This is a genomic window from Sabulicella rubraurantiaca, assembly GCF_017355885.1.
GTDB classification, from domain to species: domain Bacteria; phylum Pseudomonadota; class Alphaproteobacteria; order Acetobacterales; family Acetobacteraceae; genus Roseococcus; species Roseococcus rubraurantiacus.
The window spans coordinates 15,513-36,660 of sequence record NZ_JAFEUU010000021.1 but is presented as its reverse complement, the minus strand read 5'-3'; the positions used below and the strand labels follow the sequence as shown (position 1 = coordinate 36,660).

At 68.3% G+C, this 21,148-nt stretch carries 18 protein-coding genes; 6 read left to right on the top strand and 12 right to left on the bottom strand.

The window, feature by feature from the left end; all coding sequences use genetic code 11:
* Positions 1–9: 9 nt before the first annotated feature.
* The gene (locus tag JTJ31_RS21920; protein ID WP_207540884.1) at positions 10–486 is read right to left on the bottom strand and encodes a DUF6644 family protein; all 477 of its coding nucleotides are present in this window, start codon (positions 484–486) and stop codon (positions 10–12) included.
* Between the two features lie 5 nt (positions 487–491).
* Positions 492–866: a DUF6152 family protein gene (locus JTJ31_RS21915; protein WP_236020528.1), complete on the bottom strand. Its 375-nt coding sequence runs from the start codon at positions 864–866 to the stop codon at positions 492–494.
* Positions 867–1,311: 445 nt separating this feature from the next.
* On the opposite strand from JTJ31_RS21915, the gene JTJ31_RS21910 reads away from it, so the two are divergent.
* Positions 1,312–3,042 carry a di-heme-cytochrome C peroxidase gene (locus JTJ31_RS21910; protein ID WP_207540882.1) on the top strand — a complete coding sequence of 577 codons (1,731 nt, stop codon included), beginning with the start codon at positions 1,312–1,314 and terminating at the stop codon, positions 3,040–3,042.
* A gap of 96 nt (positions 3,043–3,138) precedes the next feature.
* Here JTJ31_RS21910 and JTJ31_RS21905 read toward each other — a convergent pair whose 3' ends face one another.
* The 6 genes from JTJ31_RS21905 to JTJ31_RS21880 form a co-directional block, all read right to left on the bottom strand.
* The gene (locus JTJ31_RS21905) at positions 3,139–4,896 is read right to left on the bottom strand and encodes a flavin-containing monooxygenase (RefSeq protein ID WP_207540881.1); all 1,758 of its coding nucleotides are present in this window, start codon (positions 4,894–4,896) and stop codon (positions 3,139–3,141) included.
* 119 nt (positions 4,897–5,015) lie between these two features.
* Positions 5,016–6,596, bottom strand: a complete 1,581-nt coding sequence (locus JTJ31_RS21900; RefSeq protein ID WP_207540880.1) for an ABC transporter substrate-binding protein — start codon at positions 6,594–6,596, stop codon at positions 5,016–5,018.
* A 92-nt stretch (positions 6,597–6,688) separates the two neighbouring features.
* Entirely contained in the window at positions 6,689–8,281 is a 1,593-nt protein-coding gene (locus JTJ31_RS21895; protein ID WP_207540879.1) for a GMC family oxidoreductase, read from the bottom strand.
* A 142-nt stretch (positions 8,282–8,423) separates the two neighbouring features.
* The gene (locus tag JTJ31_RS21890; protein ID WP_207540878.1) at positions 8,424–10,274 is read right to left on the bottom strand and encodes a sensor histidine kinase; all 1,851 of its coding nucleotides are present in this window, start codon (positions 10,272–10,274) and stop codon (positions 8,424–8,426) included.
* Between the two features lie 414 nt (positions 10,275–10,688).
* Positions 10,689–11,000, bottom strand: coding sequence for an HU family DNA-binding protein (locus tag JTJ31_RS21885; RefSeq protein ID WP_207540877.1), 312 nt, complete (start codon positions 10,998–11,000; stop codon positions 10,689–10,691).
* Between the two features lie 296 nt (positions 11,001–11,296).
* The gene (locus JTJ31_RS21880) at positions 11,297–12,847 is read right to left on the bottom strand and encodes a flavin-containing monooxygenase (protein WP_207540876.1); all 1,551 of its coding nucleotides are present in this window, start codon (positions 12,845–12,847) and stop codon (positions 11,297–11,299) included.
* 128 nt (positions 12,848–12,975) lie between these two features.
* On the opposite strand from JTJ31_RS21880, the gene JTJ31_RS21875 reads away from it, so the two are divergent.
* From JTJ31_RS21875 to JTJ31_RS21860, 4 genes are all read left to right on the top strand, one after another.
* Positions 12,976–13,467, top strand: coding sequence for a hypothetical protein (locus JTJ31_RS21875; RefSeq protein WP_207540875.1), 492 nt, complete (start codon positions 12,976–12,978; stop codon positions 13,465–13,467).
* A complete protein-coding gene (locus JTJ31_RS21870; protein WP_207540874.1) occupies positions 13,464–14,804 on the top strand; it encodes a GAF domain-containing protein in 1,341 nt (446 codons plus the stop codon). Before JTJ31_RS21875 ends, JTJ31_RS21870 begins: the two co-directional genes overlap by 4 nt.
* 161 nt (positions 14,805–14,965) lie before the next feature.
* On the top strand, positions 14,966–15,967 hold the full coding sequence (locus JTJ31_RS21865; protein WP_207540873.1) for a Bug family tripartite tricarboxylate transporter substrate binding protein: 1,002 nt from the start codon (positions 14,966–14,968) through the stop codon (positions 15,965–15,967).
* 35 nt (positions 15,968–16,002) lie between these two features.
* Positions 16,003–16,467, top strand: a complete 465-nt coding sequence (locus tag JTJ31_RS21860) for a PAS domain S-box protein (protein ID WP_207540872.1) — start codon at positions 16,003–16,005, stop codon at positions 16,465–16,467.
* Between the two features lie 58 nt (positions 16,468–16,525).
* Here the strand turns inward: JTJ31_RS21860 and JTJ31_RS21855 are convergent, their stop codons facing one another.
* Positions 16,526–16,978, bottom strand: coding sequence for a hypothetical protein (locus tag JTJ31_RS21855; RefSeq protein WP_207540871.1), 453 nt, complete (start codon positions 16,976–16,978; stop codon positions 16,526–16,528).
* A gap of 300 nt (positions 16,979–17,278) precedes the next feature.
* Between JTJ31_RS21855 and JTJ31_RS21850 the strand changes: the two genes are divergently transcribed.
* Positions 17,279–18,151, top strand: coding sequence for a transglycosylase SLT domain-containing protein (locus JTJ31_RS21850; RefSeq protein ID WP_207540870.1), 873 nt, complete (start codon positions 17,279–17,281; stop codon positions 18,149–18,151).
* Between the two features lie 41 nt (positions 18,152–18,192).
* Here the strand turns inward: JTJ31_RS21850 and JTJ31_RS21845 are convergent, their stop codons facing one another.
* The 3 genes from JTJ31_RS21845 to JTJ31_RS21835 form a co-directional block, all read right to left on the bottom strand.
* Entirely contained in the window at positions 18,193–18,906 is a 714-nt protein-coding gene (locus JTJ31_RS21845) for a haloacid dehalogenase type II (RefSeq protein WP_207540869.1), read from the bottom strand.
* Positions 18,907–18,922: 16 nt separating this feature from the next.
* Positions 18,923–19,612 carry a glutathione S-transferase family protein gene (locus JTJ31_RS21840; RefSeq protein ID WP_207540868.1) on the bottom strand — a complete coding sequence of 230 codons (690 nt, stop codon included), beginning with the start codon at positions 19,610–19,612 and terminating at the stop codon, positions 18,923–18,925.
* Between the two features lie 90 nt (positions 19,613–19,702).
* The gene (locus JTJ31_RS21835) at positions 19,703–20,725 is read right to left on the bottom strand and encodes an SMP-30/gluconolactonase/LRE family protein (protein WP_207540867.1); all 1,023 of its coding nucleotides are present in this window, start codon (positions 20,723–20,725) and stop codon (positions 19,703–19,705) included.
* Positions 20,726–21,148 lie beyond the last annotated feature (423 nt).

Here is a 21,148-nt window from a genome sequence, read left to right as displayed (position 1 = left end):
CGGCCGCCTTCACTCCAGGAAGGCGATCCAGCGGCCCGCCAACAAGGCGGAAACCCAGACCAGCAGGGACAAAGTGGCAGCAAGGCGCACTGTCATCCCGATGCCCTCTCCCGTCAGGGCTCGTCCCCAGCCCGGGTTCAGGTGCAGCGCCAGCACGTTCAGCAGCCCGGCAAGGACCAGGCCCAGCTTCGTGAGGAAGGCCGGGTTCGCGGCGTAGTCCGCCGGCCGCACGCTGAACAGCAGGGAGCCGGTCGCCAGCGCCAGGCCGAGGCCCGCCGCGGCCACCCGCACCAAAGGCGGACCCAGCGCCGACAAAGGCGCGTGGTGGAACACCCCAAGCACCCGGAGGTCCAGCGTCGCAATCGCGCCGATCAGCAGCCCGATTCCGAGGATATGCGCCGCATTGACGAGCAGGTAGAGCACCTCCGACCGTCGCAGCGCCGCCGCGACCGGCCATGCCTCCAGCGTCTGGAGGAGCGGCTCCACCTACGTCAGCCGCCTCCGATGCGCTCCGGATAGATGTCGAAGCGGCGGTCTCCCACCGTGATCCGGACCGCCTTCATTCTCCGCTCGCCGCGGTTCCGCGAGCGATTGCCAAGCGCGACGACGCGGTCGCCCGGGTTGGCCACGCCTTCGACGAAACCGGACCGACGCGTCAGGCTTGGGTTGCCCAGCTCCACGGTCCAGACGCCGTCATTCGGTGTCTCCACCTGCAGCGTCGGATGGGGTGGTGCGATGGTGACCTGACGGATCGTGCCGGTGAGCTCCATCTGCTCGCCCTCGGCCCAGTTCCAGCCATGGTGCGCGGTCGCGCTCGTGGCGATCGCCGCCAGCGCCGTTCCTCCGAGGAATGCCCTTCTCTGCATCATTGCCTCCCATCCAGCAAAAGCACCTCTGACCTGACCCGGACCTGCCGCCCCGCAGTGTCCTCGTCCCTCCCGAGCCTCCTTCTCCCGTCCCGTCCTCACTGCGCCACGAACTGCAAAAGCAGAGCCCCAAGATAGGCTGCACCACCGTGGCTGAGCCAGCTTGGCTGCGGATGCACCCCCAGCAGGCCCGAGCTGACGGTTGCAGCGCGCGAGCTACGGGCGCGTCGGAACACGCACCACAGCCGCAACAAAATCGCGTTGCGCGCGGCAAAGAATGCATGCCATCGTCTAAAGCACGGGGCGGACTTCAGACGCGCGCTGGGGTAGAGAGCAAACGGCAGATGCCGCCATCGCGCCTGCGCCGTTTGGTTCGTCCGAATTCGAGTGGGCGGATCGCCGCTGCGCGGCCTGCCCGGCGACGCGGATGCGGGAGGACGGCAGCATGGGCAAGCGCATTTCTCTGGCCACCGCGGCCGCGCTCGTGCTCACAGGGCTCGGCTGTGCCACCTACCTGCCCGAACGGGAGATGCCGGACAGCGTCGCCCAGGCAGCCGGGCAGAACTGGACGGACGAGCAGCGCAGCTGGTTCCACCACACGTCGCAGGGCACGAAGCTGATGCCCTATGCGTGGTTCCTGGCGCTGGAGCAGCCCTTCCTGAGCTGGCCCGCCGCCGCGCCACCCTTCGCCTCCCCCGCCTACATGGCGCGCTTCGGCTTCCTGCCCTCGCCCCGCTCCGCCATCAATCCGGACGGGCTGCCCGTCGGCTTCGCGCGCGACGAGTTCGGCGTGCAGGAAGGATCGGAGGAGCCGGAGGTGGTGGTCGGCCTGACCTGCGCCGCCTGCCACACGGGTCAGATCGAGTATGGCCGCCGCGCCGTCCGGATCGAGGGCGGGCCCTCCATGGCCGATATCGGCGCCTTTCAGGACCAGATCGGCGTCGCGCTGTTCCTGACCTATGGGTCCGGCCCGCGCTTCGCGCGCTTCGCCCAGAATGTCCTCGCGCGCAGCGGCCAGCCGGACACGGAAGAGACGCGCGCGGCGCTGCATCGCCGCCTCGGCCTCGCGCTCGACCGCGGGCGCACGGAGGCGGGGCTGGCAGAGCGGCGGCGACTCTACCCCGTGACCGAGGGCTTCGGGCGGCTCGACGCGCTGGGGCGCGGCGCCAACTTCGTCTTCGCCACGCTGCCCAACATGCCGAGCAACCTAGCGGTCGCCGATGCGCCGGTCAGCTACCCCGGCCTTTGGGATGCGCCCTGGTTCGACTGGGTGCAGTACAACGGCGCCATCCGCCAACCCATGGGCCGCAATGTCGCGGAGGCGATGGGCGTCCGCGCCCTCGTCAAGGTGACCGGCGCGCCCGAGCTGATCCATCGCAGCTCCGTCCGCGTGCAGAACATCTACGACATGGAGACAGTGCTGGCCGGCCCCGCGCCCGGAGGTGGCCTGCGCGCGCCCGCTTGGCCCGAGGATCTGCTCGGGCCCATCGACCGGGCGGCAGCAGAGCGCGGCCGCGTCCAGTTCGCACAGCTCTGCGCGGGCTGCCATCAGCCCTGGAATCCAGCCACGGCGGGCGCGGCGACGCCACGGATCACGATGGTGCCGCTGGAGCGCATCGGCACGGATCCGCGCGCGGCGATGAACTTCATCAACCGCACCGCCACGCTGCCGAATGGCCGCCGCGTCTCCGCGGCCCAGGGGCTGCAGGAGGCGACGACGGACGTCATCAATGCCTTCTACAACGCCAACCGCGTGCCGGAGCGCGGAAGCTGGACCGATGCGGCGGGCAATGTCCGCCCCGGCCGTCTGGAGATGAATGGCAACCGCCCCAATGAATGGCGTGCGCCGGCTGCCTACCGCGCCCGGCCACTCAATGGCATCTGGGCGACGGCGCCCTACCTGCACAACGGCGCGGTGCCGAACCTCTACCAGATGCTGCTGCCCTCTGAGCAACGCGACGCCGTCTTCCATGTCGGCAGCCGGCAATTCGACCCGCGCGATGTCGGCTTCGTCACCACCCCGACCCCGGGCACATTCCGCTTCGACACCGCCCTGCCCGGCAATTCCAACCGCGGCCATGAGTTCCGCAACGGCCCGCTCGGCAACGGCACGATCGGGCCGGAGCTGAGCGACCAGCAGCGCCGCGACCTCATCGAGTATCTGAAGACGCTCTGAGCAGCAGGAGCGAGTAAGGGACACCACGCGCGCTGGCGGCTGACCCCGTAAACCGTCGACGCCAGACGCGCCTGCCGGACAGCCGGCAGTGCCGGATCAGGTGGTGATCCCGAGCTCCCTCGCCTTGATCTGCAGCGCGAGCACCTTCGAGAAGATGCGACACTGCGCCAGCCCTCCGGCATGGAACCAGAGACCCGGCTGGCCGGTGGGGCGCCACATCCCGTTCAGCTCCCCCTCCTCGTCGAAACCCCAGACGGGGCCGATCCGGTCGCCCACGGCATCGCCCAGGATCCGGCGCGCCGCTTCCGCCTGCCCCTCGTAGCCGGTGGCCAGCACGATCAGGTCGGCGGGCCGCACCGACCCGTCCTTCATGATCGGCCCGTCTGGGCCGAACCTCTCGATATCCGCGTATTGGATCAGCCCGACACGGCCATCGACGACCATCTGGGAACATCCGGCGTCGAAGTAGTAACCGCCGCCGCGGCTCAGATACATGATCTGCCAACCGGTGCCGTCCTCCCCGGACGTCAGGCGGAAACCTTGGCGTTCCAGCCCCTCCAGCAGCTCCCGATCCGCCTCGTGGTTCCTCGTCGTCATGAGCTGATGCGCGCGGCGATAGACCGGGAACGGGAAGGAGGTGGCGAGCAGGTCCTTGTCCTCGAAGGGGATCTCCTCGTCGTAGAGCGCGTAGGGCGCCTGCGCCTCCTTCAGGCTGACAACGAGGGTGGGGCTGCGCTGGACCAGCGTCACCTCCGATGCCCCCGAGACGCAGAGATCCTGCGCCACATCGTGACCGGAAGTGCCGGTGCCCACCACCAGCGCGCGCTTTCCCTTCCAGTCCATGCCGCTGCCGTAGCGGCCCGAATGCCGCACTGCGCCGCGGAACTCCTTGAGGCCTGGGAGCTCCGGCATCACCGGCGTGGTGCTCACGCCATTGGCGAAGACGATATGCCGCGGCCGCATGCGACGCTCGCTCCCGTCCTGGTGCCGAAGCAGCACCTCCCAGCAGCCAGCGGCCTCGTCCCAGGTGCCGCTGACAAGCTCGGTCCCGGTCCAGACATTGAGTTCCATCGCCTCGGCGTAGATCTCGAACCAGTTCGCCAGCATGTCCTTCGGGATGAAAACCGGCCAGGAGCGTGGGAAGGGCATGTAAGGCAGGTGGTTGACGCGCGTCTCATTGTGCAGCGTCAGTGCGTGGTAGCGGCGGCGCCAGCTGTCGCCGGCCCGCGCCTCCCGTTCCACCACCAGCGTGTCCACGCCAAGCTGGGTCAGCCGCGCCGCGACGGACAGCCCAGCCTGCGCCGCGCCGACCACCAGCACTGCCGGATCGCGGTCGGCATAGGCGCGCGCCTTGTTGCGCCGGTCGAGCCAGTTCTCTCCGCCGAAATTGCGCTTCCAGTCCACATCCTGCCAGCGCTGGCCATTGGCCGGGTCCTCGTGGCCGCGGATCTCGCGCAGCGAGGTCATCAGGGTCCAGGCGCGCGGCCGCCCGCCTTCATGGACCAGGCGCACCACGCCATCACAGGGGCCGACCGAGGTCTCGAAGGAAAAGATCGCCTCGATCGCCTCCATGCCGGCGCGGCCCACTCGCCGCGGCGGCGTGCGGCCGCCCGCGAGGCCCGGCCCCCGTGGTGCCATACGTTGCAGCGTCGGCACCATCCCTTCCGCGATGGCCGAAGCACCCGAAATCGTGCGCAGGTTCCAGGTGAAGGCCAGGATGTCGCGCCAGTGGCATTCCTCGGCGAAGAGCGCCACGAGGCGCGTCGCTTCGCCGGAAGCCAGCGCCGCCTCGAAATCGCCGAGCCAGGTCGTGGCTGTTGCCCTCGCCGAAGCGTCGGTCAGGATTCCGTCCATGGCGTCGTTCCCCTTTACCGAGTCATCGCCGGCCTGTGTGGGTCCCGTCAAGGCGCGGCGCCTACCGGTCAAGCCCGAGGAGGCACCTGCCCTACCGTGGAGCAGCTCGGCGAGCGGCCTCAGGCGGGTCGGACTCCCCAGAACTTGCTGAACCCTGGCTGCAGGTCCCGCAGCCCACGGAAGGCGGTCTGCTGCTTGTACTGACCGAGCGGATAGTAAGGCACCTCCTCCATGCAGGCGCGCTGGATGTGCTGGCAGACTGCCTGCTGCGCGGCGAGGTCAGGGGCCTCGAACCAGGCATTGTAAAGCTCCTCGAGACGGGCGCTCTCGTTCCAACCCGCATAGCCGGAGGCGCCCACGCCGCGGATGGAGATATGGGTGGCGGGGTTGATCCAGTCCGTGCCGGTCCAGCTCGTGACGAAGAGGCTCCAGCCGCCACTTTCCACCGGGCCGCGGTTGTTGCGGCGTTGGAGCATCGTGCCCCAATCCGTGGCGAGGTAGTCCAGGTTCACCCCGACTCGGCGCAGCATGTCCGCGGCCACGTCGCCCATGGCCCTCATGGTGACGTAGTCGGTCGGCACCAGCAGCACCACCTTCTCGCCCTTGTAGCCGGCCGCCACCAGGTCCCGCTTCACCGCCTCGAAATCGGGCGGATTGCGAAGCGGCTCCAGCGCCACTTCGCTTGCCATCGGCGTGCCGGGGCAGAAGAAGCCGGTGGGCACGTGGTAGAAGGAGCGGTCATCGCCCACGATGGCCTGCATGTAGGCCGCCTGGTCGATTGCGCGCATGAGCACGCGCCGGATCTCGGGATTGTTGAACGGCGCCTGGGTGTGGTTCGGCCGCAGCATACCGATGGTGCCGGTTTCCTCCTGCACCTGCAGACGCACGCCACGCGAACGGGCCAGCACCGGCCTTAGATCGTGCGCCACCTGCTCATACCAATCCTGCTCGCCTGCCATCACCGCGCCGGCGGCGGTCGAAGCGTCGGGAATGGTGGTCCAGACCACGCGTTCGAAATGCGCCACCTTGGGGCCGGCCGTGCCGAGCGCCGGGCCGCCCTCGCGCGGGCGGTACCGGTCGAAACGTGCATAGACGTTGCGGGAACCCTGTAGCCGCTCGCCTTGGATGTAGCGGTAGGGGCCACTGCCGATCACCTCGGAGATCTGCGTGCCGGGATCGGTGCGTGCGATGCGCTCCGGCATGATGGCGGCCATCATCGCCGTGGACTTGCCCAACGCGTCCGGCAGCAGGGGGAAGGGCTTCTTCAGGCGGAAGACGATCGTGCGGTCGTCGGGCGCGGAAAGCTCGTCCGTGGCGCGCATCAGGGCACCGCCAAAGGCGTCGCGCGCGGCCCAGCGGCGGAGGCTCGCCACGCAATCCTTCGCCAGGACGGGCTCGCCATCATGGAAGACCAATCCCTCGCGCAGGTGGATGGTCCAGCGCTTGCCGTCATCCTCGATGGTGTGGCCCTCGGCCATTTGCGGCTGGGCGACGAAGTTCTGGTCATGCCCGTAGAGCGTGTCGAACACCATGAAGCCGTGGTTGCGGGTGACGTTTGCCGTGGTCCAGTGCGGGTCGAGGAAGGCGAGGTCGATCTGTGGGATGAAGCGCAGCGTGCGGGCCTGTCCAAACGCGACGCCGGGCGCGGCAAGTGCGGCCCCAAAGGCGGCGGTGCCCTTCATTAGTGAGCGGCGATACATCCGTTCATCCCTCCGGCAAAGGTTGCGCCGCGAAGCCTATCTCCCCTCGAAGCAATGGCGCCATGGGTTTCGGGGGACGCTAAGGCCCGAGCTCATCGCGCCGCGATCATCGCCGCGGCCTTCTCGGCGATCATGATGGTCGCGGCATTGGTGTTGCCGTTGATATGGGCGGGCATGATGGAGGCGTCCGCCACGCGCAACCCGTCCACCCCGCGCAGGCGGAGTTCGGGATCGACCACGGAGTCTTGGTCCCCGCCCATGCGGCAGGTTCCGACGAAATGATGCGTGGTGTTCGAGACGGCGCGGATGCTCTCGATCAGCCCGACATCCTCGTCTCCCTCCGGCCCCGGCACCAACTCGCGCTCGATATAGGGGGCCAGGACCGGCCCCAGCAGCACATGGCGGATGCGGCGGATGCCGCGAACCAGCACGGGAAGGTCGGCAGGGTTGCTGAGGTAGCGCGGGGCGATGACGGGAGCGGCGCTGGGGTCAGGCGAGCGGAGGCGGACGGTGCCATGGCTGCTCGGGCGGCCCTGCCGGACGGTGACGGTGAAGCCTTCCCGCTCGGGCAGCCGGCCGCGCGCCGGCATGAGGCCGATGGCCATGCCCAGTTGCATGTCGGGAACCTCAAGGTCGTCGCTGGAGCGGAAGAACCCGCCGGTGGAAAAGGGCGTGTTGGCGATGATGCCGCGTCCCGTCAGGGCGTAGTCCAGCAGCGCCTTCGCGCCACGCAGCGGCCTCGTATGGGCATAGGCGGTCACCGGCCCACGACAGGCGTAGTGCATGCGGTAGGAAAGGTGGTCCAGCAGGTTGCCACCCACGGCGGCTCGGTCCAACAGCACGCGAATGCCATGCTCCATCAGGTGCTCCGCCGGGCCGATGCCGGAGAGCATGAGGAGCTTGGGCGAGTTGAAGACGCCAGCGGCCAGCACCGTCTCCCTGGACACCTCGATCCGCATGGGCACGCCGTCCCGCAGGATCTCGGCGCCGGTGACGCGACCATTCTGCAGGATTAGCCGCAGCACCTCGGCACGGGTCAGCACCGTGAGGTTGGTCCGGCTCAAGGCCGGGCGCAGATAGGCGCTGGCGGTGCTCCAGCGGCGGCCACGGCGGGTGGTCAGGTCGTAATGCCCGAAGCCTTCCTGGCTGACCCCGTTGAAATCCACATGCACCGGATAGCCCTCGGCCGCCGCAGCGGCGAGGAAGGCCTCGCAGATCGGGGGGACAGGGCGGCCCAGGCTGACATGGAGCGGGCCTTGATCGCCGTGGAACTCGTCCGCGCCGCGCTCGCTACGTTCCGCGTTGCGGAAGAAGGGCAGGACTTCGTCGTAGGACCAGCCGGTGCAGCCGCGCTGCCGCCAGTCGTCGAAATCGCGGGGATGGCCACGGATGTAGATCATGCCGTTGATGGAGCTGGAACCGCCCAGCACCTTTCCGCGGGCGCAGAAGACGCGCCGGCCGTTCAGTTCCGGCTCCGGCTCGCTCTCGTAGTTCCAGTTGTGCTGCGGGGCTTCCACGTTGCGGCCGACGGCTGCGGGGATGCGAAGCAGCGGGTCGCTGTCCCTGCCGCCCGCCTCGAGCAGGACCACGCGATGGTCGGGGTTCTCCGAAAGCCGACTGGCCAGCACGCACCCGGCTGACCCGGCCCCGATCACCAGGAAGTCACACCCAAGGACGCCATTCATGCAGTCGAGCCTCCGAGCGGCCCCGCGATCCGGCGGCAGGGCCTCGCCGTCGAAGGATCACTCCATCCGGCACCGTTTGGCCATATCCCGGCCGTACTTGGCGCACACCAGGGCGCTTGCGCCCCGGCCGGAAATCCGCGTGCTAATGCGGCTCGGCGACGCGCTTGGCACGGAGCGGGGCGATGGCATCGAGGGGCAATTGCACCTCGCACAAAAGGCCTTGGGGTTCCCAGCGACGCTGCACCTTTCCGCCCAACTGGTCCGCCAGCGTTGCCTCGATCACCCGCGTTCCAAACCCGGCGCGCGCGGGCGGCTTCACGGGAGTGGGTGCGCCCCTCTCTTCCCATGTCAGGCACAGCAGGTCCGCGGCCTCATCCACGCACCAGCGCAGCAGCACCTGCCCACATGGGCCAGACAGCGCGCCGTACTTCGTAGCGTTGGTGGCCAGTTCATGCAGGGCCATCGCAAGGGCCTGGGTCGCCGAGGGATCGAGCTGCAGGTCAGGCCCCTCGAGCAGTACACGGGAGGCCGTGCTGCCCTGCGATGAGTCGTGAGGTGAGAAGGCGTGAAGCTCCGCCTCGGCGAGAGCTCGCAGATTCGCCCCGGCCCAGCGCCCCTCGGCCAGCACCGTATGGGCCCTGGCGAGCGCCTCCACCCGCCCTTCGATCGAAGCCGCGAAGGCGGCCGGGTCTGCCTTGGAGGTCAAGCGTACGGCGGCCAGGACGACCGCGAGCGCATTCTTGGCGCGGTGGTCTAGTTCGCGTGCGAGGAGGCGCTGCTTCTCCTCCGCCTCCCTGCGCTCCGTGAGGTCCAGCGCGACGCCCAGCACACGCAGCGGTACACCCGTCTCCGGGTCGCGCAGGATGCTGCCGCGGCCGCCGATCCAGCGAAGCGACTGGTCGGACCAGCGGCGGTAGCGGCACTCGATGGACCAGCCCCTGCTTCCGTCCTCAAGTGCCTGCTGCAGCGCCGCCTGCACGCCTTCCTGGTCGTCGGGATGAATGCCCGTGCTCCAGGTCCCGAAGGTGACCGGGGAGGATGGATCGGTGCCGTGCATCCGGTGGCAGCTTTCCGACCAGTGGAGCTGGTCGGTCACCACATCCCAATCCCAGGAGCCGACCCCTCCGGCCTCCTGCGCGAGGCGCAGGCGCCGTTCGCTCTCGCGCAGAGCCTCTTCGGCCGCTTTCCGGTCCGTCACGTCGATGCACACGCCCGTCACGCGCAAGGCGATCTTCGACAGGGGATCGCGGGCGATCTCGCCACGGGCGAGGACCCATCGGTCACCCTCGCCGCTGCGTGGCACGCGGAACTCGTCGCTATAGGAACGGACCGCCGGGTCATGGAGCGCCTGGAAGAGCCGCGCGAGAACTCGGTCCCGGTCATCCGGGTGAATGGAAGCCGAGAACAGCTCGAGGCTGGGTTCCGTCAGTTCGGGCGGAACGTTCCAGATCCGGCGATAGACGTCGGACCAGAAGACCTTTCCTGTCCGGAGATCCCAATCCCAAAGTCCGACATCCCCCGCCTCCTGCGCGAGGCGCAGGCGCTCCTCGCTTTCCCGGAGGGCCGTGACCGCCAGGCGCTCATTCGTGCGGTCGCGAAAGGCGACCCCGACGCCGCGTGCCGTGGGAAAGACCGTCACCTCCAGCCAGCGTTCGGGGTGCACGACACCGGCCATCTCTACGCGGACCGGACGACCCGATGCCATTGCGGAGCGCAGGAGCGCCTCGAGCGTGCTTTCCCGCGCGCCCGGGAGCACATCGAAGATCGAGCCGCCCAGGGCCTGCTCGGCCGGGATGCCGTAGTAGCTCTCGCAGTTCGAATTGAAGGAGAGGAAGCGGAAATCCCGGTCCAGCTCGTAGGCATTGTCCCCAACCGCCTGGAAGAGCGCCTCGCTGGACAGGCCCTCCCCCTGGCCGGGGCGGGATGATGCTCGGGTCCAGAGATCCTGACGAGGCGCACGGGGGATTCCGGGTGTCCTCGTCTCCCTGTCCATGGAACCGACGCTCCTTCCGTTGCCGAGCAGTATGGATTGTTTCGTTCGAGTTTACATGGGCCGCCAGGATATCAACGCTGGGTGCGACGCCCCGACACGGCCGAGGGACGGGCCATATCGCTCGGCGTCGGGTCTTTCCTAGGATGCCAACGGTCGTGCGCAACACGAAGCTCGGGCCGTGGGCTGGGGAGATGCCGCTCTCCTCCGAGGACGTTCGCGCATTGGCGTGCTGAGCGAACTCAATCGAGTCTAAGGATGCCACGAGGGCCCGGCGAAGACGTGGCTCGCCCTTGCTGACGGGCCTCGCCGCCCGGAAGCCGTCCCGTCCGTCTCCCCGATGCAGGCTGTGGGAACGACAAAATCGGCGGCCACCATTACAGCGGCCGCCGGGAAAAAGAACTTCGTCCTCGCGCTTCAGCCCTTGGTGGCCTTGCGCTTGGCCTTCTTGAGCCCCGCCAGGGCGTCCGTCTTGAGCGAGACCGAGGGGCGGAACTTGATCGCCGCGCCGGCCTTGATCTTGATCTTCTCCTGGGTGCGCGGGTTGAAGCCCGAGCGTGCCGCCCGCTCGCGCACGGTCAGGGAGCCGATCTCGGGCAGGGCCAGGCGCCCCTCCTTCACCAACTCCTCGCGCAGCGCGCCCAGGATCTCGCCGGCCAGCCGCGTGGCGGCCACCCCACTAATCTCGACGTTTGCCTTGATCGTCTCGACAATCAGCGCCTTCGACATGAATCGATCCCTTTCAAGAAAACTCGCTGGGCGAGTGCCTCTGGTTGAAGCCTAACCCGCAGCGCTTGGGAATGCCTCATTGCGTGCGGGATGCAAATGAGGGCGCGGAAGCACTGCTCCAGGAATCAAGTCAAGACGGGATCGAGGGTCCGACCAAGCGCGCTGCCGCCTGGCCGGACCTTCAGCGTCGCTGGGCGCAACGGTGATGCATCTCGCTCGCCACCCCCAAATGCCGATGGCCTGATAGGGGTGACGCGGACCTCACGGACCCGACCTTTCCATGCCATGGCTTTTAATTACGCTGCATCCGCATGGAGAAGGGACCTGACTTTCTCCCACCGTGCCGCCTCCTCCGCCGTCATCAGGGAGGAGGTGAGACAGCCGAAGCGGGCGGCATCGGCCAGGGTGCGTGAAGCTGCGTCATTGCGCCGGTCCGGACCTGACAGCCGGAACGAGACCGGAGAAAGCGGGCCGAAGAGCAGAGCCCGGCGAAGCTCCGGCCAAAGATCCGGGTCCGGCTCGACGCCGGCATTCCGGGCGAAGAGCAGAGCCATGGCATGCATCGGCACGGTCTGCGGGCCGCCTCGCCGTGCGCGGCAGGAAGCAAGCCCCTCGCGCATGGACGCGGTCCCCGGCGGCGCCACGACGCCGGACCAGACATAGGCCAGCCAGCGAGCCTGCAACTCCAGCACCGGGAAATAGGGGCCAGCCTGGTCGAAAAGACCGAGGAAGGCGAGGCCCTCCAGCTCCGGGTGAAAGGTATGGTCGTGCAGGTCGATGTGCTGCTCGTCCAGGTCCAGGGCTTCCCTGATTTCTGACGCCAAGAAGGGGAGCGAGAGGCGGTAGCCGGTACCGAAGATGAGCGCGTCCGTGGCGGGTTCCGCACTGCCATCGGCAAAGCTCACCTGCTGCCCGGCGACGCCAGAGATCCAGGGCCGGACGCGGATCCGCCCTTCGGCGACGAGGGTCAGGTAATGCTGCGACAAAGTCAGACCCGCCGTGAAGATGTCCGCGTCCGGCTGCGGCGCCCCTGCCTGCTCCGGGCTGCCGGCGCTCGATACCACGAAATGCCGAAGCGCCTCGGCCACTGCGGCGGGGGGAAGGGCTTCCCCGGCCAGTGCGGCGAAGCGCGTGAAGGCGACATGATCCGTCGGGACGCCGCCCGTCAGCTTCTGCAGAACGTAGCGCTGCCGGCGCAGCGTCACGGTCACGCGACGCGCCCCTGCCAGCGCCAGATCCGAGGCAATCTCCAGCGCGCTGATGGAACAGCCGGCGACGACGACCGAGCGGTCGCGGTACCTGGCCGGGCCGGCATAGTCGAAGCCGTGGCTGACACCGCCCCCGCCGGAGAAGCTGTCGAGGCCCGGGACCTCCGGGAAGGAGGGGGAATTGTAGCGCCCCGTGGCCACGATGACGCGCGTGAACTGTTCGACATGCAGCTTCCCGCGCGCCCGCGAGTGCAGCAACCACCCTTGCCTGGCTTCGGCCCGGCCAAGATGCTCGACCCGGGTCCCGAGCCGAAGCCGCGGCAGCAGGCCAGCCTGGGCTGCATAGCGAAGCAGGTAGTGCAGCATCTCCTCCTGGGTCGGAAACGCGGCCGTTCCCGGCGCATGGTCCAGATCGGCAAAGGCGGTCATGACCCGGCTCGTGTTGGTCCGCATGCCGGGCCATGTGCCGCTCATCGGCGAGGAGGCGTTCCACTGGCCACCGGGTTCGTCGGCAGCCTCGAACAGGACAGGCTCGAAGCCCTGAGCCGCCAGCCAGGCGCCAGCAGCCAGACCGGCCGGGCCGGCACCGATGATGGCGACCGCGCGCTGCGGCATCAGGATGGGAGTTTCGGTGCTCATGCCAGGGGCTCCTCCGCCGTGATATCGGCCCAGGCCTTAGACCCGGCCACCGCGCGGCCGCTTCCTAAATCTTCCTTAAGCAGTTCACTCGCTTCTTAAGATTTTCCTATTCGACTAGCCTTTGCTGCATGCGATCTGCCGAGACCTGCCTGATCGATGCGGAACTCGCCGCCTTTCTCGAGTCCCCGGTCATGATCATTGTCGGGACCGGGATCGGGGGAGTGCCGGAAATCGGGCGCGGTCTGGGCGCTTCCGTCGAGGCGGGAGGCGGCGCCCTGCACCTCATCGTCTCAGCCTGGCAGTGGCCGCAGACGGTATCGCAGGCGCGTGCGAACGGGGCCATTGCCGTGACCTTTGCCCGGCCCACGGACTACGTGACGTATCAGGTGAAAGGGCAGGTGGACCGCGTCGCGCCCCTGACACCCGCACTTCAGGACCGTGCGGCGCGCTACGCCGCCGAGATTGTCGAGGTGCTGGCAGGGCTCGGCATGCCGCCCGCAATCACGGCGCCTTGGCGGTCCCGGCGTGATCTGGTGGCGTTGCGCATCAGGCCCCGGCAGGTTTTCGTCCAGACGCCGGGCCCGCGGGCAGGCCAGGTCCTGTCCAGCCACACCGCATGACGATTCCGCTCTCGGCCCTCGATCCCTGCTTCGACGGCGTGGTGCCCTCCATCCTCTGCACCCTGGCCTCGGACGGCACGCCGAATATCTCCTATCTTTCCCATGTCGCGCGGCTTGGCGATTCCCAGGTTGCTCTCTCGAACCAGTTCTTTTCCAAGACTTCGACCAACCTGCGCGGAAACCCGCGCGCCGCCCTGCTGGTGGTGGACCCACGGAGCGGCACGCAGCACCGGCTCGACATCCTCTACCGCGAGAGCGTGCATACCGGCCCGGCCTTCGATCGCATGGCAGCAGACCTGCGCGCGACGAGCGAACAGCTCGGCATGGCGGATGTGATGAAGCTGCGCGCCATCGACATCTTCGATGTGCTCGACGTGCGGCGGGTGCAGAGCGAGCAGGAAGCGACGCCACAGGACCGGCCTTCCAGCCAGGGTCTCGGGCGCGCCCTTGCCGTGACCGAGGCGCTGATGCGTGCGACGGATCTGGGTGGCATGGTGGATGCCGTGCTCGATGCGCTGGCCTCCGCCTTCGGTCACGAGGCGGCGCTTCTGCTGCTGCATGAACCAGCTCGTGGTTGCCTCGTCGCCCTGGGCAGCCGCGGCTACGGAGCAAGCGGGATCGGGGCCGAGGTACCGCTCGGCGAGGGGCTGATCGGCTTGGCCGCGCAGGACCGGCGTCCCATGCGCGTGGGCGATGCAAGCCGCCTGCGCCGCTATGGCGCCGCCATCGTCGCCAGTTCCGAGCAGGAGGCGCGCACGCGCTCGGTCGCCCTGCCACGCCTGCCTGATGCAATGAGCCAGATCGCGGTGCCGATGGAGGCGCAGGGACGCTTGCAGGGCATGCTCTTCCTGGAAAGCACCCGGCGCCTAGCCTTCGACGCCGAGGATGGTGTCGTGCTCTCCCTGGTGGCCCGCCAGTTGGGCCTCGCAATTGCGCTGGCCGAAGCCGAGACGGGAGAAGCCGCCCCCCTCCTCCCGCCGCGCGGAGCGGAGGCCGCCAAGGGTCGTGCCGTGCAGGTGGTGCACCACGCCCAGGACGACAGCGTGTTCATCGACCACGAATACCTGGTCAAGGGCGTCCCTGGCCGGCTTTTGATGTGGATGCTCGACGCCTATTCGACCTCCGGCCGGATCGACTTCACGAACCGTGAGATCCGTGCCGATGCCGGAATGCGCCTGCCGGAGCTGAAGGACAATCTGGAAACGCGGCTCCTCCTCCTTCAGCGGAGACTTGAGGACAAGCAGGCGCCAATTCGCCTGCACCGCCCGGGGCGCGGCCGCATCCGCCTCGAGGTGGAAGACCAGCTCCACATCTTCAGCGACCGCAACCAGGGCTAACGACGCGGCCGGCCCGACATGGCGGGCGCGAGGATGACGCACCCTGCCCCACTTCACTTTCCCGCCCGAGGCGACGACCATTGTCGAAACCGACCTTCCCCAGCGCTCGCTGAGACGGAAGGGCTGCAATTCCGCGCGGCAAGAGAATGGGAGAAGCGCCAATGAATAAACGGAGCACCAGCAGGGTCGCCCTGCCTCGTCGCACGGCGCTTGCCGTCCTGGGGGGCGGTGCCGCCAGCGCTGCATTCATGGCCCAAGCCTCCGACTATCCGACAAGGCCGATCAGGATCATCGTGCCCTACACGCCCGGCGGCTTCACCGATCTTTCCACCCGCTTGGTCGCGGAGCCGCTTTCGCGCGCATTGCGGCAGCCAGTGGTGGTGGAGAACCGTCCAGGGGCGAACAGCATCCTCGGAGTGGGCGTCGCGGCTTCCAGCCCTCCCGATGGCCATACGTTTGTCATGGTGCTTCCCGCCCATGCGGCGAATGCGACGCTCCAGGCGGGGAAAATGCCTTTCGACCCGGTTACCAGCTTCGCGCCGGTCTCGCTCGTCGCCACCTCGCCCCTGGTTCTCGCCGGCGGAAGGAGCTTGCCGGCCCGCACCCTGCGGGAGTTCATCGAACACGCCAGGGGCCGGCCCGATGCGATCACCTATGGGTCAAGCGGCATCGGCTCGACCGCGCACCTGGCCATGGAACTGCTGAAGATGCGCACCGGGATCCGCATGGTCCATGCGCCGTATCGCGGGACCCAGCCTGCGTTGCAGGATCTCATGGCCGGCAATATCGGCGCGATGTTCGACGTCAACTCCGCGCTGCACCCTCAGTTCGAGGCCGGCACCATCCGCGCGCTGGGCATTGCGAGCAGCGAGCGCGCGGCCTTTGCCCCCAACATCCCCACCATCGAGGAGCAGGGCATCCCCGACTTTGCCGTCAGCACGTGGTCGATGCTGCTCGCGCCCGCGGGAACGCCGCCCGCCATCGTGGAGCGGGTTTCCTCGGAAGTGGCGCGCATCGTCCGCGAACCTGCGATGACCGCGCGGCTGCGCGAGATCGGGCTTCTGGCGGAGGGGCGCAATCCCGCCCAGACGGGTGAGTTGCTGCGGTCGGAGGTCACGCGCTGGGGCGAGGTCATCCGCACGGCCAATGTGACCGTGGATTGAGGGTGGAAAGCCCTGGCCGTGGGGGAGACGGTGGCGTGAGTGACGGGGAGTGGAGCGCCACGGAGCTGGACCGCGTGGGCCGTGCGCTGCTCGGCCCGGCCTCCGACGCCATCGTCGTGGCCGACCGAGACGGCCTCATCCGCTTCTGGAACCCAGGCGCCGAGCGCATCTTCGGCTTCCCCGCCGCCGAGGCGCTGGGCCAGTCGCTCGACATCATCATCCCCGAGCCGCAGCGGGCGCGTCACTGGGCCGGGTTCCAGCGCGTCATGGAAACGGGCGAGAGCCGCTACGGCGCGGGCGAGCTGCTCGCGGTGCCGGGGCTGCGGGGGGATGGCGACCGCATCTCGCTCGAGTTCACCATCGTGCCGCTCCACGCGCCCGACGGGCAGATGGAAGGCATGGCCGCCATCCTGCGGGACGTGACCCGCCGCTTCGAGGAGGTGCGAGCCCTGCGGCGCGAGCTCGCCGAGATCCGAAAAAGGACAGACCCACCCGGATAGTCCTGCGGTCATTCCCAGCTTCGCTCATCGGCGCCGAAGGTGACCGCCCGGTTCCGGTCTAGCTGGGCTCCGCCGGTGCCCGCGCCGGCTGAGGGATAGGCGCGGGGGCAGGTGCCTGCGAACGGGCGGGACGGCACTCTGCATTGCCGAAGCGGTTCAGGCAGGCCGAAATCCGGCAGGCGTCGATTGCAGCCTGACGCTGCGGGCGGTTCAGGTCTTCCTGCACCCATTCGGTATAGGGGACGCTTTCCATGCGCGTGACCGGCGTGCAGCTCGTGTTCGTCTGGTTGCCGGATCCCGTGGTCCTGCAGTTCATTCCACCGGTCGGGACCGAGACCATCCGGGTCCGGGTCACGGGGCGCGTGTGGAAATCGGGCGGGATTTCCCGAAGATAGATGGCGGTGCAGGCATCGTTTTCCTGATGCCATTCCGCGCTTGCACAAGCTCCAAGCGCCAAGGCGGCTGCCACGATCAAATAACGCTGAATGCGCAATTTCTCATCCCCCAGCATAGGCCATTCGGACCCAGGCTGAGTGGCAATCGCACCCGGCGATGGCGTCCGTGAAGAGGGGAATTACGGATCATCCAGGCGATGAAGAGGCGCTGCGCCGCAGCTTCGGAGCAGTTGCGGAAGACACGCCATTCGGCACCGCTTGGACCTGCGAGACGTCAGCCGCCCCTTCTCCCCTGTACCGCGCCGCGAGCGCGTCCGGCCTCAGGCAACGCTAGCTTCCGCAGGGGCATCGGATTCCTGAAGAGGCATGGGTCTTGCCCGACCCCTCCGCGCGAACCACATCGCGCAGGAGAAAGAATGCAGAACATCCACCGCCCCACCGACCGGCTGCTCCAGCCCCGGACCCTGATGGCCCTTTGCCTGGCCGTGCTGCCCCTGGGCTTCGCCGCCGGGTACGCCTTGCGCGAATGGCCGCTCGCGATCCGGGAAGCGCCTGCTTCCGCGCCACGGCCCGAAGTGGCCGCCGCCACCCCGCAGCACGCCCCCCCTCCCTACCCTGCCGCCCCAGCGGCCCGCCCGAGCCCTCGCGGGGGCAGCGCGCTGGCCGAGATCGAGGGTGCCGTCCAGGTAGCGGCGGCCCAGACCGGCATCGACCGCAGCATCATCCTTGCCTTCGCCGCCAGCGAGAGCAGCCTGCGTGCCTCGGCCCGCAACGGCCGCTCCTCCGCAGCGGGGCTCATGCAGTTCACCGAGCAGTCCTGGCTCCTCGCCATGCGCCGCTTCGGTCATGCCCACGGGCTGGGTGAGCTCGCCAGTCGGATCACCCATCGCCAGGGCCGGTTCAGCATGGCGTCGAAGGAGGAGTTGTCGCTGGTCCTGGACATGCGCGACGACGCGCTCCTCGCCGCCTCCTTGGCGGCCGAAACCGCCCGCTTCAACGCCGCGCGCTTCCGTGGCCGCTTTGGCAGCGAAGCCACGCCCGACGCACTCTATGCGATGCATGTGCTGGGCACGCAGGGCGGCCTGCGCCTCCTCGACGCAGCGCGCAGGGAGCCGACGCGGCCGGCAAGCGAAGTGATCGCCGCCCCCGCGATCGCTGCCAATTCGCGCATCTTCCGTCCACAGGACCGCGACCTGACCGCCGCCGAGGCGATGGCGCAGTTGCGCCTGCGCTACCGGGCCGGCATGGACATCGCGACGCGGCGTGAGGTCTTCGCGCTGTGGGACTAGGCTGTAAGGCTAAGTAGGGGCCTCGCGGAGTTCCGGCAGGATCATTGCGGCCTCTCAAGAAGCGGCGGCAATTCGGCCAGGGTGCGGATCTCGCGCCAGGGCACACCCGGCAGCCTGTCCCTCCGCTGCCCATAGCGGTTGCACCAGATGACCCGCATGCCGAAGGCCGCGGCGGCGTGGGCGTCCCAGGCATTGGACGACAGGAAACAAATGGCGTCTGCGGATACGCCGAGGCGGTCCACGGCCAGCTGGTAGACGCGACGATCCGGCTTGAAGGTCTTCACCTCGTCCACGGACAGGACAGCGTCGAAGGCCCCGGAAAGCCCTGCCCCCTCCACGGCGCTCGACAGCATGTCGGACGACCCGTTGGAAAGGATGGCCGTCACCAACCCTGCCCGCCGCAAGGCCTCCAGCACCGACGGTACCTCCGGGAAGCAGCCGAGCGTCCTGTACAGATCGAGGAGCCGCTCCCGAAGACCATCATCCCCTGCGAGGCCGAGGGTCTCCAGCGCATGATCCAGTGCGTCGCCCGTCACCTGCCAGAAGGGGACATAGGCACCCTGCAGGGCGCGAAGCCAGGAGTACTGAAGCTGCTTGTCACGCCAGAGGTTCGTGAGGGCCGCCCTCCGGTCCTCCGGAATCTCCGCGCAGCCGGCCGCGGCCGTGGCGAAGTCGAAAAGCGTGCCATAGGCGTCGAAGACGCAGGCGCGGATCCCGGTCAGAGCGGCTGCTGGGCCGGATGTGCCCTGGCTCATGATGCTGTTCCCAGCTTCACGCGCCGAAGCAGGGCGCATTGCGCGCCATGCCTCCGTACAGGTCGAGCATCCTCTCGCGCCACGCGTAGACTGTATCCTCCGCTTCCAGGATCCGCAGGGGGCTCACGCTTCGCGCCCACATGAAGGACCCGAACACCACGTAGTCGGCATAATCGGGCGTCGAGCCCCCAAGGAAGGATGCGGATTTCAGCGCCACGCGGAGTGGCAGCAAGGACGCGCGGAACTCCGGCAGCCTTTCCTCCCGTCCGGCGGTCACTTCGTGGAGTGGGCGGCCGAACCGCTTCTCACGGCTCTCGATGAAGTAGGCGCGCTCCGCGTCACCCAGTAGCGACGGGATGTCCGACACGATGAGACGTGCGAGCCCCGCCTGCACGATGCTGTCATTCCAGGCCACCACGAAGCGGTAGGTGTCGGGGTCGCCCCGGAACAGCGCGGCTGCCTGCGGGTAGGTCTCCTCGAGATGCAGGGCGATGGCCCAGGAATCGGCCACCACCCGCTCGCCATCCACCAGCACCGGGACCAGCGAGTGATTCGCGAAGGCAAGGCGCTCCGTTTCGGTGAAGCGCCAGGGAATGCTTTCGAATTCCAGTCCCTTGTGGGCGAGCGCCATTCGAATGCGCCAGCAATAAGGGCTGAACACCCGTGCCGGATCCGTCCCACAAAGCTCGTAAAGCTGTCTTGCCATGCGTCCGATTGCCTCCACGTGGGGACGCTGCCCCGCGTGGCTCTCCGGCGCAAGCCATCGGGCAGACTCCGCTACGGGGACGCCCAGCCGTCAGCCGTATGGCAGCCCCTGCGTGTTCACGTAGAGGCTGTAGAGCGATCGGCTCGCCGTCATGAACAAGCGGTTGCGGTGCCGTCCGCCGAAGGCGACGTTCGCGCAGCGCTCGGGCAGACGGATGTGCCCGATCGGTGCGCCATCCTTGTTGAGGATGCGGACGCCATCCAGCTCGGGGGTGCCCATGCCCCAGCCGCACCAGAGATTGCCATCCACGTCCACGCGGAAGCCATCCGGCGTCTCGCCGTCGCGGCACTGGAAGAAGACGCGGTTGTTGGACAGCCGCCCATCCTCCCCGACGTCGAAGGCACGGATCACGCGCGGATTGGCGGCTGCCTCCACGACGTAGAGCGTGCGCTCATCCGGCGAGAAGGCGAGGCCGTTGGGGCGGTTGACGTCACCGGTCGCCACGGTCACGCGACCGCTGGCGGCGTCCACACGGTAGATGTTGGTCGGCAGTTCCGGCTGGGCGGTCTCACCTTCGTAGAAGCCAAGGATGCCGAAGGGCGGATCGGTGAACCAGATGGAGCCGTCGCTCCGCACCACCACGTCGTTGGGGCTGTTGAGCGGCTTGCCCTCGAAGCGGTCGGCGATGACGGTGATGCGGCCATCAAGCTCGGTGCGCGTGACGCGGCGCGTCAGGTGCTCGCAGGTGATCAGCCGGCCCTGGCGGTCGCGGGTGTTGCCGTTGCTGTTGTTGGCCGGGTCGCGGAACACGTCCACGCGGCCGGTGGTCTCGTGCCACCGCATCAGGCGATTGTTCGGGATATCGGACCAGATCAGGCAGCGTTGGTCGCCGAACCAAGCCGGCCCCTCGCTCCACCGGAAACCTGTGGCCAAGCGCTCAACAGCAGCGAGGGCCAGACGATAGCGCCCGAAGGAGGGGTCCAGGATCTCGACGGACGGGTCGGGGTAGCGGCCTGTCGGGGCCTCGCGCTGGGCCAAGGCCGGGGCTGCAAGAAGAAGCGCGGCGCCCTGGGCAGCCGCGCCGCGCAACAGGAAACGGCGGCTCGGTGACATGGACGGTCTCTCCCTGATTTCTTGAGTCTCAGTGGACCGTGGAAACCTGACACGCCTTGGCCATGTGATGCCACCCGTTTTGCCCCTCCCCTTTCAGCCTCTCCAGACTGCCTGCGTCGCCAGCGCTACGCCGCCCTGCAAGCCTGCGGCTCCTCTTCTGTTGCATTGCATCCAAAGCTGCATGCGGCCCACGCGCCGGCCCAAGTTGAAGCCGGTGCGCTCCAGATCGGCGCAGGGTACCGACGCTGGCCTTCGCGCAGATCCGTTGGAACGATGGAAAGAGGCGCTTCAGCATGCCTGGCGTGGTGCCGCGCAGGCCCGCCCTCAGCGCTGGGCCGGCGGCTGTCCTTGAGGGGGCCCCGGAGGTGGGATCACAGGCGTGGTGCGCGGGTTCGGCTCGGGGACGGTGGACTGCCGGATTTC